Raw genomic sequence first — 13,327 nt, 5'->3', positions numbered from 1 at the left:
CGTACGGTGACGCCCGTGTCACGCAAAGACGTCACAATCGGCATCGACGTCGGCAGCACCGCGGTCAAGGCGATATCCGCCGACGCCGAGGGCAACGTGACGGCCCGCGTGCGCATCCCGCATGAGTTGCGGGTACCGGCGCCCGACCGGCTGGAGCACGACGCCGAGGCGGCGTGGCGGCGTGGGCCGTCGGCGGCCCTGAACGAACTGGTCCAGCAACCCGGCATCGCCGCGGCGGCCGTCTCGGCGATGGTGCCCTCGATGACCGCCGTCGACCACACCGGCGCGCCCATCACTCCGGGACTGCTCTACGGCGACGGCCGGGGGCGCACGCCCGGCGGGGACGCGCAGCCGCTGCCCGCGCTCGGCGAGGCCGCCGAATTCTTGCGCTGGACGGCCGAACAGGCGCCGGGCGCCGCCGGCTACTGGCCCGCGCCGGCGGTGGCCAACCACGCGCTGTCGGGGCAGGCGGCGATCGACATCGCCACCGCCGCCACCGCGTTCCCCTTGTTCGACGGGACCGGCTGGAGTCCCGAGGCCTGCGCCGAGCGCGGCGCGGCCGTCGAGCAGATGCCGCGGGTGGAGAGCATGGGAGCCGTCGTCGGGCAGCTGCGCGGCAGCGACGCCGCGCTGGCCACCGGCGCCATCGACGCGCTGTGCGAACAGATAGTGGCCGGCGCCGACCGCGACGGCGACGTGCTGGTGATGTGCGGCACCACGCTGATCGTGTGGACCACCATCGCCGACGCCCGCCAGATGCCCGGCCTGTGGACCATTCCGCACACCGCGCCCGGCAAGAGCCAGATCGGCGGGGCCAGCAACGCGGGCGGGCTGTTCCTGGGCTGGGTGGATCGCGTTGTGGCACCGGCAGACCCGACCACCGTCGAACCCGGCCGCGTCCCGGTGTGGGCGCCCTATCTGCGCGGCGAACGCACGCCGTTCCACGATCGGGACCGCCGGGGCGTGCTCGAGGCGCTGGATCTGACCCACGACGCCGCCGCGCTGCGCCGCGCCGCCTACGAGGCGTCCGGCTTCGTGGTCCGCCGGCTCATCGAACTCAGCGGGACGCCGGTGTCGCGCATCGTGGCCACCGGCGGCGGCACCCGGGTGGGGCCGTGGCTGCAGGCCATCGCCGACGCTACTGGGCGGCCGGTCGAGGTGTCCGGGGTGGCGGAAGGGGCCGCGCTCGGGGCGGCCTTCCTGGCGCGCATGGCGGTCGGCCTCGAGACGACGATCGCCGACGCCGCCCGATGGGCGCGCACCGCGCGCATCGTCGAGCCCGACCCGGTCTGGGCGAGCGCGGTCGAGGATCGCTACCAGCGCTTCTGTGAGCTGGGAAACCGCAGATGTAGCGCGGTGGCCCCACCGGCGTTCTAGGCTGGTGCAATGACCGACCAGGACCGCAAAGCCGCCCGCCGCGAAATCGCCGACGCTCTGTTGAAAGCCCTCGAACGACGGCACGAAGTGCTCGACCTGATCGTGGAGGCCGACAACAAATCGGAGGCGGTCAATGCCATCGCCGGTTTGCTCGGCACGTCGCACACGGGTGCCGAAGCGGTGTTTGGCTTGTCCTTCGACCGACTCACCAAGGACTCGCGCAAGACGATCCAGGCCGAACTCGAAGACCTGAACAAGCAGCTGAGCTTCACGCTGGGCGAGCGTCCGGCGAGCTCGGGGGACACCCTTGAACTCCGGCCGTTCTCCGCGAGCGAGGACCGCGACATCTTCGCCGTGCGCACCGAGGACATCGGCTTTGCCGGCGACGGCTCCGGTGGGCCGGCCGGCAGCGTGGACGACGAGATCAGCGCCGCGCTGGGCCGGGTCGACGACGAAGAGGCCGCGTGGTTCGTGGCCATCGACGGCGGCGAGAAGGTCGGCATGGTGTTCGGCGAGCTCGTCCGTGGCGAGGTCGACGTCCGGATCTGGATTCACCCCGATCACCGCAAGCGGGGTTACGGCACCGCCGCGCTGCGCAAGTCACGCTCGGAGATGGCGTGGTGTTTCCCGGCGGTGCCGATGGTGGTGCGCGCACCGGCGGCCAATCCCGGCCGTTAGCGCAGAACGGCGGTGACGTATCGGATGTCGCCGAAGGCGGCCATCGACGGCTGCTCGGGGAAATCAAAACCGTTGGCCGCGTAGAGTTCCGGGGTGCTGTGCACCGACGAACGCCACCCCCGCTCGGACAGGTAGGCCACCACGTCGTTGCGTTCGCCGGGGTAGACCAGATCGGCCCAGGTCAGGTCCAGCCCCATGCGCCGCCAGCGCTCGCTGATCTCGCGGCCGCGCTTTTCGATGCGGCCGCGGATGTCGGGCACGTAGCCGGTGCCGATCCTGCTCCCATCGGCGGACAGCGCGGTGATGTGGTCGAACAGGCGGTCCTGGGCATCCGGCGGCAGATAACCGAGCAGCCCTTCGGCGCTCCACGCCGCGGGTGCGCCCGCGTCGAATCCGCTGTCGGCCAATGCGGTTGGCCAGTCGTCGCGCAGGTCGATGCCCACCGCCCGCCGATCGGCGGGCGGTGTGGCGCCCAGGTCCGCCAGGGTGCGCGTCTTGAACTCGATCACCCGGGGCTGGTCGATCTCGTAGACCACCGTCCCGGGCGGCCAGGCCAGCCGGTAGGCGCGGGTGTCCAGCCCCGAGGCCAGGATGACGGCCTGGCGGATACCGGAGTTGGCGGCGTCGAGGAAGAACGAATCGAAGAACCGGGTGCGGACCGCCATGCCCTCACCGAGGCGGCGCGGGGTGAACGCCGGATCGTCCTCGGGTGTCTCGATGTCCCCGTTCATCATCCGGATGAAGGCGTCGACGCCGACGGCGCGCACCAATGGCTCGGCGAAGGGATCGTCGATCAGCGGGTCGGGGCCCTTGGAGGCCAGCGCGCGCCGGGCGGCCACCGCGGTGGCGGTGGCGCCGACGCTGGACGCCAGATCCCAACTGTCGCCGTCTGATCGCTTGCTGTCGGTCTCCGGCACTGTGGCCTCCTAACTTGATGGTCGCGGCCCGCTGCGCCCGGCTTCGCCGCGCTTGCGACCGCTCCTAACTAACGCAGGGTGGCGGTGACGGCGACGATGTTGCGGAACTGCGCCATCGCCTCGTCGTCGTGGAATTGCAGGCCGTAGTCGCCGAACAGTTCGCGGCGCGGCCGCGCGGCCACCTCCCAGCCCTTACCGGTGAGATAGTCGACGACGTTGCTGCGCTCGCCGTCGAAGAACAGTCCCGACAGGTCGATGTCGCAGCCGACCTTGGCCCAGCGGTCGTTGAACTCCTGGGCGCGTTGCGACATCGTCGTGCCGGCGGTTTCGGGGTGATATTCGGTGGCCAGCTTGCTGCCGGGCGCGCTGAGCTCGGTGATGTTGTCGAAGAGCCGGTCCTGGGAGTCGGGCGGCAGGTACATCAGCAGGCCCTCCGCGCTCCACGACGTCGGCTGCGTCAGGTCAAAGCCGCTGGCGCGCAACGCGGCCGGCCAGTCCTCGCGCAGGTCGATGCTGACGGTGCGCCGCTCGGCGGCCGGGGCGGCACTCAGGCTGGACATGGTGGTGCTCTTGAACTCGACGACGGCGGGCTGATCGACCTCGTAGACCACGCTTCCCGGCGGCCAGCTCAGTCGGTAGGCGCGCGCGTCCAGGCCGGCCGCCAGGATCACCGCCTGGCGGACCCCGTCGCGGGCGGCGTTGAGGAAGAAGTCGTCGAAGAAGCGGGTGCGCACGGCGATGGAGTCGGTCTCCAGCCCCAGATCCTTGCCGCTGCCCTCGTAGCCCTCGGAGTCGGCGACCTCACCGTCGACCAGGCGCCGGAAGAAATCCAGGCCGACGGCGCGCACCAGGGGCGCGGCGAACGGGTCGTTGATGATGGGCTCGGGGGCCTTGCTGGCCAGTGCGCGGGCCGCGGCGACCATCGTGGCCGTGGCACCGACGCTCGAGGCCAGGTCCCAGCTGTCTTGGTCAGTTCGTGTCATGCTGCTCCCAAGTTATTTAGCAAATGCAACGAGTCAGGGGAACTCTACGCCTCACGGCTTACGGCTTCCTGTGTTCATTCGGGCGCGTTGCGGCGGCCGCGCAAACACCCGGTGAACGGCGCCGCGAGGGGTCGCAGGAAAGGCCCTGACCAGACCTGCCCGTACCAGCTGTTAGTCTCGTACACGGTTTGACGCGCTATAGAGAAGTCGGCCGTACGTCCTGGCCTGCGGGTGTTGGGCGCGTGATGCAGGAAACCCCCGGCTGCGCAGGAGGAAGAGTTGCTTTCCGCTTTCATCTCATCGCTGCGGACAGTTGACCTGAGACGGAAGATCCTCTTCACGCTTGGCATCGTCGTCTTGTATCGGGTCGGCGCCGCGCTCCCGTCCCCTGGCGTCAACTATCCGAACGTCCAGCAGTGCATCAAAGAGGCCAGCGGCGGCGCGGCCGGACAGATCTACTCGCTGATCAACCTGTTCTCGGGTGGTGCGCTGCTCAAACTCACCGTGTTCGCGGTGGGGGTGATGCCCTACATCACCGCGAGCATCATCGTGCAGCTGCTCACGGTGGTCATCCCGCGGTTCGAGGAGCTGCGCAAGGAAGGCCAATCGGGCCAGGCCAAGATGACGCAGTACACGCGTTATCTGGCTATCGCCCTGGCCGTCCTGCAGGCCACCAGCATCGTGGCCCTGGCGGCTAACGGCGGGCTGTTGCAGGGCTGCTCGCTGGACATCATCGCCGACCAGAGCATCTTCACGCTGGTCGTCATCGTGCTGGTGATGACCAGCGGCGCGGCGCTGGTGATGTGGATGGGTGAGCTGATCACCGAGCGCGGCATCGGTAACGGCATGTCCCTGCTGATCTTCGTCGGCATCGCGGCGCGCATCCCCGCCGAGGGCAAGACGATCCTGGACAGCCGCGGCGGGATGATCTTCGCCGCCGTCCTGATCGCCGCGCTGGTCATCATCGTCGGCGTGGTCTTCGTCGAGCAGGGCCAGCGCCGGATCCCCGTCCAGTACGCCAAGCGCATGGTCGGCCGTCGCATGTACGGCGGAACGTCGACGTATCTGCCGCTCAAGGTCAACCAGGCCGGCGTTATCCCGGTGATCTTCGCGTCCTCGCTGATCTACATCCCGCACCTGATCACCCAGTTGATCCGTAGCGGCAGCGGCGGCGTGGGCAACAGCTGGTGGGACAAGTTCGTCGGCACGTACCTGTCCGACCCGAGCGACCCGATCTACATCGGCATCTACTTCGGCCTGATCATCTTCTTCACGTACTTCTACGTGTCGATCACGTTCAATCCCGACGAGCGTGCCGACGAGATGAAGAAGTTCGGCGGCTTCATTCCCGGCATCCGGCCGGGCAAGCCGACCGCCGACTACCTGCGTTTCGTGCTGAGCCGGATCACCCTGCCGGGTTCGATCTACCTCGGCGCAATTTCGGTGCTGCCCAACTTGTTCTTGCAGATCGGCAACAGCGGAGCGGTTCAGAATCTGCCGTTCGGCGGTACCGCGGTGTTGATCATGATCGGCGTGGGCTTGGATACGGTCAAGCAGATCGAGAGTCAGCTCATGCAGCGCAACTATGAAGGGTTCCTCAAGTGAGAGTCGTTTTGCTGGGCCCGCCGGGGGCGGGCAAGGGAACGCAGGCCCAGAAGCTCTCGGAAAAGCTGGGGATCCCGCAAATCTCCACCGGTGAGCTGTTCCGTAGCAACATCGAGAACGGGACCAAACTCGGCCTGGAGGCCAAGCGCTACCTGGACGCCGGCGACCTGGTGCCCTCGGAGCTGACCAACCAGCTCGTCGACGACCGGCTGAATCAGCCCGACGCCGCCAACGGGTTCATCCTGGACGGGTACCCGCGCTCGATCGAGCAGGCCAAGGCGCTGCACGAGATGCTGGGACGCCGGGACACCGACATCGATGCGGTCCTGGAATTCCGGGTCTCGGAGGACGAGCTGCTGCAGCGGCTGAAGGGCCGCGGCCGCGCCGACGACACCGAGGAAGTCATCCTGAACCGGATGAAGATCTACCGCGACGAGACGGCGCCGCTGCTGGACTACTACAGCCACCAACTCAAGACGGTCGACGCCATCGGCACCATGGACGAAGTCTTCGCCCGCGCGCTGCAGGCGCTGGGCAAGTAGGGATGAACCCGCTGGCGCGGCTGCGGAGTCGCAAGGTGGTGCCGCAGCGCAGTGCCGGCGAACTCGACGCCATGGCCGCGGCGGGCGCGGTGGTCGCGGCCGCGTTGCACGCGGTCCGCGCGGCCGCGGTTTCCGGGGTGTCGACGCTGAGTCTGGACGAAATCGCCGAATCGGTGATCCGCGACGCCGGCGCGGTGCCGTCCTTCCTGGGCTACCACGGTTATCCCGCGTCGATCTGCGCGTCGGTCAACGAGCGGGTGGTGCACGGCATCCCGTCGGCCGCCGAGATCCTGGCGCCCGGTGACCTGGTGTCGATCGACTGCGGCGCGGTGCTGGACGGCTGGCACGGCGACGCCGCGATCACCTTCGGGGTCGGGGCGCTGGACGCGGCCGACGAAGCGCTGTCGCAGGCGACCAGGGAATCGCTGGAGGCCGGGATCGCGGCGATGGTGCCCGGTAGCCGGCTGACCGACGTGTCGCACGCCATCGAGATGGGCACGCGCGACGCCGCGGCACGCCATTCGCGGGCCTTCGGGATCGTCGAGGGCTACGGCGGCCACGGCATCGGCCGGCAGATGCACATGGACCCGTTCCTGCCCAACGAGGGCTCGCCCGGGCGCGGCCCCCTGCTGGCCGCCGGCTCGGTGCTGGCTATCGAACCCATGCTGACGCTGGGAACCGGCAAGACCGTGGTGCTCGACGACCAGTGGACGGTCGCCACCACCGACGGGTCGCGCGCGGCACACTGGGAGCACACCGTCGCGGTCACCGACGCCGGTCCGCGCATTCTGACTTTGGCCTCCTAGCAGGGCTAGCCTTGGACTTGCCGCGATCGCAAGCGCGGCGAAGCCGGGCGCAGCGGGCCGGGGCTATTGAACCAAGCCCCGGCTCCGCTCGTTTCCCTGGCAGGAGGTGATCGAGTGGCTCGTGTGGCTGGCACATGGAGGGCTTCCGGGGCTGCCGAGGCCGCTCTGATGAAGGCGCTCTACGACGAGCACGCCGCCGTGCTGTGGCGCTACGCGCTGCGGCTGACGGGGGACGCGAGCCAGTCCGAGGACGTGGTCCAGGAGACGTTGTTGCGGGCGTGGCAACACCCCGAAGTCGTCGGCGACACCGAGCGTTCGGCGCGGGCGTGGTTGTTCACCGTGGCCCGCAACATGATCATCGACGACCGGCGCAGCGCGCGGTATCGCAACGTCGTCGGATCCACAGACGTCTCGGGGGCGCCCGAACAGTCCACGCCGGACGAGGTCAATGCGGCGCTGGACCGGTTGCTGATAGCGGACGCGATGGCCCAGTTGTCCGCGGAGCACCGAGCAGTGATCGAACGCTCCTACTACCGAGGATGGACCACCACGCAGATTGCTGCCGATCTCGAGATCGCGGAAGGAACAGTGAAGTCGCGACTACACTATGCAGTACGGGCATTGCGACTCACTCTGCAGGAACTTGGAGTCACCCGATGATGGCAGGGCTTCTTTGGGGGGACCATTCGGGACCCCATCCGGCTGGAAATCGGCTCCGAATACTTGAAGGGTGACAGGAGATGGACGAAATGAGGACGCCGCTACGGGGTATCGGCCCTCCCGGTGACAATGGGGTGTTCGACCCGATGACGGGTGACAGCCACCGCTACGCGACATGGGATGCCGCGTACGTGTTGGGTTCGCTGTCTGCCTCCGACCGCCGCCAGTTCGAGGCGCATATGGCCAACTGCCCGGCCTGCCGGGAGGCCGTCGCCGACCTGAGTGGCGTGCCGGCCCTGCTTTCTCAGCTTGACCGTGAAGAAGTGGCCGCGACCGGCCTGTCCGGCCATCCCGTATCCGCGGAACCGCAGATGTCGCCGGAGTTGTTGCCGTCGCTGCTGGCAACGGTGCGCTGGCGTCGACGGCGGACGCGGGTGGTGACCTGGGTGGCGTCGGCGGCCGCGGCCGCGGTGCTGGGCATCGGGGTGCTCGTGGGGGTTCAGAGCTATAACTCGACACCCGCGCAGCAGGTGACCGCGTCCTCGCAGTCGATGGCACAGATCAGCACCAACCTGCTGACCTCGACGGTGCAGCTCAACAGCGAGCACTGGGGGACGTCGATCAACCTGAAGTGCGTGTGCCTGGCTCCGCTGAACGCGCACCACGACACGCTGGCGATGGTGGTGGTGGGTCGCGACGGTAGTCAAACCCGGCTGGCAACGTGGGTAGCCGAACCCGGCCACACCGCGACGCCCGCGGGCAGCATCTCGACGCCGGTAGACCAGATTGCCGCCGTACAGGTGGTTGCCGCGGATAGCGGCCAGGTTCTGCTGCAGCGATCGCTGTAAAACCCGACGCGGTGAACTGAAGGTACTCGCCTGTCGTGTTATAGCCATGCCAGACACGTATCAGGCGGTAGACCACACTCCCGACGTCGTCGTGATCGGTGCGGGGCCCGCGGGTCTGGCTGTCGCTCGGGAGCTCGATTATCGGCATGGCGTCAAAGCGCTTGTTGTGGACCGCGCAGCGGCCCCGGCGATTTCCTGGCGCACGCGGTATGACAACTTCCGCCTCAACACGACGGGGTCCCTGTCACACCTTCCCGGACAACGGATTCCGTTGCACGCCGGTCGTTGGCCGACCAAGGAGGACATGGTCCGCTACTTCGATCGCTACGTTGTGCGGCAGAACATCACGCTGCTGCTCGGATGCGATGTGCGCGGCGTCATCCGTGCCGGGGGAGTATGGCAACTTGACACGTCATCGGGTGAAATACGAACCCCGGCAATAGTTCTCGCCACCGGCAACTACAGCGTACCCACCATCCCGCCCTGGCCCGGGCTCCACGGCTTCAACGGCGCGATCGTTCACTCCGGCGACTTCACCAACGCCTGGCCCTACCGTGGCCGCGATGTACTGGTTGTCGGCGCGGGCAACTCGGCCGCCGACATCGCCGTCCAGCTCGCCAACGACGGCGCGGCCCGCATCTGGCTGGCGGTGCGCACACCGCCGCATTTGGTGCGGCGGGCCATCGGACCGTTTCCCTCCGACATCTTCCTCGAGCTGTTCTCCAGGGTCCCCGCGCGGCTGGTCGATCCGGTGATCGCACGCGTGAACCGCCTGATGTTCGGTGACCTGTCGGGCTACGGGTTCAACCGGCCGCCGCTGGGGCTCAAGGCGATGGTGGAAACGCGAGGTCGCATACCGACGCTGGCTGACGCGCTCGTCGACGCCGTGCGGGCCGGGCGCGTCGAGGTCGTCAGCGCCGTCGAGGCGCTCGAATCCGACCGCGTGGTTCTCGCCGACGGCACGTCGGTGGCGCCTCAGGTGATTGTCGCCGCCACCGGATTCCGGACGAATCTCGACGGTTTGGTCGGGCACCTCGGGGTCCTCGACGAGCGGGGCAACCCGCGCGGCGGCTTCGCCTCCCACGTCGGCGACGGGATGTTCGCGATCGGATACGGCATTCCGCCCAATGGCCCGCTGCGGGCAATCCGGCGGGCCGCCACGCCGCTGGCCGCAGAAGTCGCGGCCCACCTGAAACGGCCCCAGGGCAGTCATGCCGGCCACTTGACGGCGGTATCTCATTAGCGCCAAGACAGGTGATGCGCCAAACCCGAGGGATTGCAATGGAATTACTTTCCCCTGAAAAGACGTTCTTCCGCGGCGCGCCGGGATACGAAGCGGCCCGTCGCGACACGGTATGGAATGGCCTTGTGCCAGAACGTTTCCCCGACGTTATCGTGCAAGCACACGACACCGGCGACGTGGTCGCGGCGCTGCGTTACGCGCGTGCCGACGGGCATCGCGTCGGCGTACGTTCGGGCGGGCACAGCTGGGCGGCCAGTCACCTGCGCGACGGTGGCCTGCTGCTCGACGTCAGCCGCCTGGATCATTGCACCGTCGAACCGGATCGGATGACCGCGGACGTCGGCCCGGGCACGGTCGCCAGCGTGTTCGCGTCCGACCTGGACGCGCAGGGCCTGTTCTTTCCCGCGGGGCATTGCGAGGGCATCTGCCTCGGCGGCTACCTTCTGCAGGGCGGCTACGGCTGGAACAGTTCGGTGCTCGGGCCGGCATGTGAGAGCGTGCTCGGACTGGAGGTCGTCACCGCCGACGGTGAACAGATCTACTGCGATGCCGAGAACCATTCCGACCTTTATTGGGCGGCCCGCGGGTCGGGGCCGGGCTTCTTCGGTGTGGTGACCTCGTTCAAACTGCGGATCTACCCCCGGCCGCCGGTATGGGGCACCTGTCTGTACATGTACCCGATCGAAGTCGCCGACGAGGTGTTCGCCTGGGGGCGCGCGATCAGTTCTGAGATCGACGACCGCGTCGAACTGCAGATCCATACCGCGCGCAGCTTTCCCGGTGCCGGGCTCAACCAGCCTGGCATCACCATTGCCTCGCCAGTCTTCGCCGATTCAGAAGACGAGGCAATCAAAGCCCTTGCCCCACTGAGCAGCTGCCCGGTTCTCGACAAGGCGATCGTCAACCTCGCTTATGCGCCGACGACCCTTGCCAATTGGTACACCGCGGTGATGACCAGTTATCCGAAGGGCCACCGCTATATCGCCGACAGCATGTTCACGTCGGCTTCCGCCGAAGAACTGCTTCCGGGCATCCGCAAAATCATCGAGACCATGCCGCCGCACCCCTCGCACTTCATTTTCACGGGCTGGAAGACGTCCCCGGAGCGCGCCGAGCTGGTGTACGGCTTGGAAGACGAGGTCTATATGGCGCTCTACACCATCTGGCAAGATCCGGCCGACGACGAACGGTACCGCGACTGGGCCGCGTGCAACATGGCGGCGATGTCGCACTTGGCGACCGGAATCTCGCTCGCCGACGAGAACCTGTGCCGGCGTCCGGCGCGATTCATCACCGAGTCGAACATGGCACGCCTGGACAAGGTGCGGTCGGTCTACGACCCGGATGGTCGATTCCACAGCTGGATGGGCCGCGTTTGAGGGGCCCGCGGATACGTGCCGCCGACGCCATCAGCCCGTGTTGATCAAATCACCATTGGGCAAGCATTTTTCGTGGCAACGGCCAGGTGCTCCCGGAGCGTTTCACGTCAAATTTCGCATGTTGTTGAACTGAAGTCACCCACACCTCGTGTTCCTGGCATCGTCACAAGTTAGGTGGGCGGATGTCCAGGCAACACCGGGTGGTCGACCATATCGTCGAGCACCTCGCGAGAACAGATAGCGATTACATATTCGGTGTCGACGGCGCCAACGTCGAAGACCTTTACGATGCGGCGCACTTCTGTTCGGGCATCACCGCGGTGTTGGCCAAGCACGAGTTCTCCGCGGCCACGATGGCCGACGGGTACAGTCGCAGCGGCGCCGGGTTGGGGGTGGTAGCCGCGACCGCCGGCGGGGGTGCGCTGAATCTCATTCCCGGCCTTGGAGAATCACTGGCCAGCCGGGTGCCCGTGTTGGCGTTGGTCGGTCAGCCCGCGACCACAATGGATGGACGAGGAAGTTTTCAGGACACCAGTGGCCGCAATGGTTCGCTGAATGCCGAGGCGCTGTTCTCTGCGGTGTCGGTCTTCTGCCGACGCGTGTTGAAGCCCTCTGACATCCTTACGGCGCTGCCCGATGCCATCGCGGCGGCCCTTGCCGGAGGGCCCGCGGTTTTATTGTTGCCCAAGGATATTCAGCAGATGGTTGTCACGGTCAACGGATACGACGGACATGCGCAAAGGGCCATCAGGTCGTCGGCACCCGGGATCGGCGCCTTACATCCCATAGTGCGCGCGCTGCGCGCCGCCAAAGGACCGGTCACGATAATCGCCGGTGAGCAGGTGGCCCGAGACGATGCCCGAGCCGAGCTGGAGAATTTCCGGGCCATGCTGCGCGCACGAGTGGCATGTGTGCCCGACGCCAAAGATGTTGCCGGCACACCTGGTTCGGGTGCGTCGTCGGCGCTGGGCGTGACGGGTGTGATGGGCCACCCCGGTGTGGCTGAGGCGGTCGGGGGCAGCACGTTGTGCTTGGTGATCGGTACGCGCCTGTCGGTGACCGCCCGCACCGGCCTCGACAACGCGCTCGCCGCGGTGCGCACGATCTCGATCGGTTCCGCGCCGCCGTATTTCGCATGCACCCACGTGCACACCGACGACCTGCGGACGTCGTTGCGAATGCTCACCACGGAGCTGTCCGGGCGGGGGCGGCCAAAGGGCTTGCGGGTGCCCGACTTCGTGGCAGACACCGAACTCAGTCCACCGGCCTTCCACGGTCCGGGCGTGCGCTACCGCAATGCGATGGCGGTGCTCGATCGGGTGCTGCCCGCCGGTGTCGACATCGTCGTCGACGCCGGCAACACCGGTGCAGCGGCCATCCACCACCTGCCTGTCCGGCGTGGCGGGCGGTTCGCTGTCGCGCTCGGCATGGGTGGCATGGGTTACAGCTTCGGTGCAGGAATCGGGATGGCCTTCGGCCGGGCGCTCGGTAAGGGGCCCAGCAGCCGCACCGTGGTCATCGCCGGAGACGGCGCGTTCTTCATGCACGGCATGGAGGTGCACACCGCGGTGCAGTATCGGCTGCCAGTGACGTTCGTCTTGTTCAACAACAATGCCCACGCCATGTGTGTGACCCGCGAGCAGCTGTTCTACGACGACCTGTACAGCTACAACCGGTTTGGCCCCAGCAAGCTGGGGGCCGGGCTGGCAGTGATGTTTCCCGGGCTTTCGTCGCTCGACATCGCCGACATCGACACGTTGCCGGCCGCACTGGAATGGGCGATGGCGACAGACGGTCCGTCGGTGGTCAGCATCGAGTGCTCCGCCGACGAAATCCCGCCGTTCGCAGCCTTTCTGAACCGACAGCCCGCCAATCACGCTGCTCAGCACAGCACAACAACCCACGAGGGGAAGAAAACCGATGTCACTGCCAGCGCTTGACGACATTCACGTTCACACCGGCACCACCGAGCCGATCGAGGGAGTGGTCCGTATCGAGACCTCGCCCCTGGAGCAGACCGCCCCGATGTTCATGGCGAAGATGCGGTCGGTGTATCCGCACGACGAGGTCTTCGGCCAGTACTGCACGGTCAACGATTACGTCGACTGTCCGCCCGACGAGCTGTTCGAATACCTCTCCGATACCCGCAGTCTCGAGGAGTGGACCTATACCCTGCGTGACTTCGCACCCACCGATGAGCCCGGGCTCTGGCTGGCGGCCAGGTCGTCGGATCCGGCGAACTGCGCGTAGTAGTCCGCGCCAATGGGTTCTCCGGGCAGGTAGGTGGAG

General features: G+C 67.3%; 12 protein-coding genes and 1 pseudogene. 11 read left to right on the top strand and 2 right to left on the bottom strand.

Features of this window, described 5'->3' with window-relative positions; genetic code table 11:
* Positions 1–15: 15 nt before the first annotated feature.
* Together A5760_RS00070 and A5760_RS00065 are read left to right on the top strand one after the other, a co-directional pair.
* Positions 16–1,377, top strand: coding sequence for a xylulokinase (locus tag A5760_RS00070; protein WP_064877077.1), 1,362 nt, complete (start codon positions 16–18; stop codon positions 1,375–1,377).
* Between the two features lie 9 nt (positions 1,378–1,386).
* A complete protein-coding gene (locus A5760_RS00065) occupies positions 1,387–2,055 on the top strand; it encodes a GNAT family N-acetyltransferase (RefSeq protein WP_064877056.1) in 669 nt (222 codons plus the stop codon).
* Here the strand turns inward: A5760_RS00065 and A5760_RS00060 are convergent.
* Together A5760_RS00060 and A5760_RS00055 are read right to left on the bottom strand one after the other, a co-directional pair.
* On the bottom strand, positions 2,052–2,972 hold the full coding sequence (locus A5760_RS00060) for a class I SAM-dependent methyltransferase (protein WP_064877055.1): 921 nt from the start codon (positions 2,970–2,972) through the stop codon (positions 2,052–2,054). The genes A5760_RS00065 and A5760_RS00060 overlap by 4 nt on opposite strands.
* A gap of 68 nt (positions 2,973–3,040) precedes the next feature.
* On the bottom strand, positions 3,041–3,955 hold the full coding sequence (locus A5760_RS00055; RefSeq protein ID WP_064877054.1) for a class I SAM-dependent methyltransferase: 915 nt from the start codon (positions 3,953–3,955) through the stop codon (positions 3,041–3,043).
* A 279-nt stretch (positions 3,956–4,234) separates the two neighbouring features.
* Between A5760_RS00055 and secY the strand changes: the two genes are divergently transcribed.
* From secY to A5760_RS00010, 9 genes and pseudogenes are all read left to right on the top strand, one after another.
* Entirely contained in the window at positions 4,235–5,560 is a 1,326-nt protein-coding gene (gene secY, locus A5760_RS00050) for a preprotein translocase subunit SecY (RefSeq protein ID WP_064877053.1), read from the top strand.
* Positions 5,557–6,102 carry an adenylate kinase gene (locus A5760_RS00045; protein WP_064877052.1) on the top strand — a complete coding sequence of 182 codons (546 nt, stop codon included), beginning with the start codon at positions 5,557–5,559 and terminating at the stop codon, positions 6,100–6,102. Before secY ends, A5760_RS00045 begins: the two co-directional genes overlap by 4 nt.
* A 2-nt stretch (positions 6,103–6,104) precedes the next feature.
* A complete protein-coding gene (map, locus tag A5760_RS00040) occupies positions 6,105–6,908 on the top strand; it encodes a type I methionyl aminopeptidase (RefSeq protein ID WP_064877051.1) in 804 nt (267 codons plus the stop codon).
* 114 nt (positions 6,909–7,022) lie between these two features.
* Positions 7,023–7,568 carry a sigma-70 family RNA polymerase sigma factor gene (locus A5760_RS00035; protein WP_082279257.1) on the top strand — a complete coding sequence of 182 codons (546 nt, stop codon included), beginning with the start codon at positions 7,023–7,025 and terminating at the stop codon, positions 7,566–7,568.
* 80 nt (positions 7,569–7,648) lie between these two features.
* Entirely contained in the window at positions 7,649–8,416 is a 768-nt protein-coding gene (locus A5760_RS00030; RefSeq protein ID WP_082279256.1) for an anti-sigma factor family protein, read from the top strand.
* A gap of 46 nt (positions 8,417–8,462) precedes the next feature.
* On the top strand, positions 8,463–9,659 hold the full coding sequence (locus A5760_RS00025; protein WP_064877049.1) for a flavin-containing monooxygenase: 1,197 nt from the start codon (positions 8,463–8,465) through the stop codon (positions 9,657–9,659).
* Between the two features lie 38 nt (positions 9,660–9,697).
* Positions 9,698–11,038 carry an FAD-binding oxidoreductase gene (locus A5760_RS00020; protein ID WP_064877048.1) on the top strand — a complete coding sequence of 447 codons (1,341 nt, stop codon included), beginning with the start codon at positions 9,698–9,700 and terminating at the stop codon, positions 11,036–11,038.
* A gap of 182 nt (positions 11,039–11,220) precedes the next feature.
* Complete coding sequence (locus tag A5760_RS00015) at positions 11,221–12,978, top strand: thiamine pyrophosphate-binding protein (protein ID WP_064877047.1); 1,758 nt, start codon at positions 11,221–11,223, stop codon at positions 12,976–12,978.
* A pseudogene (locus A5760_RS00010) lies at positions 12,959–13,255 on the top strand (SRPBCC family protein); the annotation flags it as partial. The gene A5760_RS00015 and the pseudogene A5760_RS00010, both read left to right, overlap by 20 nt.
* Between the last annotated feature and the right edge of the window lie 72 nt (positions 13,256–13,327).

The sequence above is a fragment of the Mycobacterium colombiense genome, assembly GCF_001665835.1.
Lineage (GTDB): Bacteria > Actinomycetota > Actinomycetes > Mycobacteriales > Mycobacteriaceae > Mycobacterium > Mycobacterium colombiense_A.
This window is presented reverse-complemented; position numbering and strand designations above follow the sequence as displayed.

What these genes read in the sequence shown, in the direction of transcription:
- A5760_RS00055 (WP_064877054.1), bottom strand. Translation starts at nt 3,955, where the DNA reads ATGACACGAACTGACCAAGACAGCTGGGACCTGGCCTCGAGCGTCGGT.
- A5760_RS00025 (WP_064877049.1), top strand. Translation starts at nt 8,463, where the DNA reads ATGCCAGACACGTATCAGGCGGTAGACCACACTCCCGACGTCGTCGTG.
- A5760_RS00030 (WP_082279256.1), top strand. Translation starts at nt 7,649, where the DNA reads ATGGACGAAATGAGGACGCCGCTACGGGGTATCGGCCCTCCCGGTGAC.
- A5760_RS00015 (WP_064877047.1), top strand. Translation starts at nt 11,221, where the DNA reads ATGTCCAGGCAACACCGGGTGGTCGACCATATCGTCGAGCACCTCGCG.
- map (WP_064877051.1), top strand. Translation starts at nt 6,105, where the DNA reads ATGAACCCGCTGGCGCGGCTGCGGAGTCGCAAGGTGGTGCCGCAGCGC.
- A5760_RS00020 (WP_064877048.1), top strand. Translation starts at nt 9,698, where the DNA reads ATGGAATTACTTTCCCCTGAAAAGACGTTCTTCCGCGGCGCGCCGGGA.
- A5760_RS00065 (WP_064877056.1), top strand. Translation starts at nt 1,387, where the DNA reads ATGACCGACCAGGACCGCAAAGCCGCCCGCCGCGAAATCGCCGACGCT.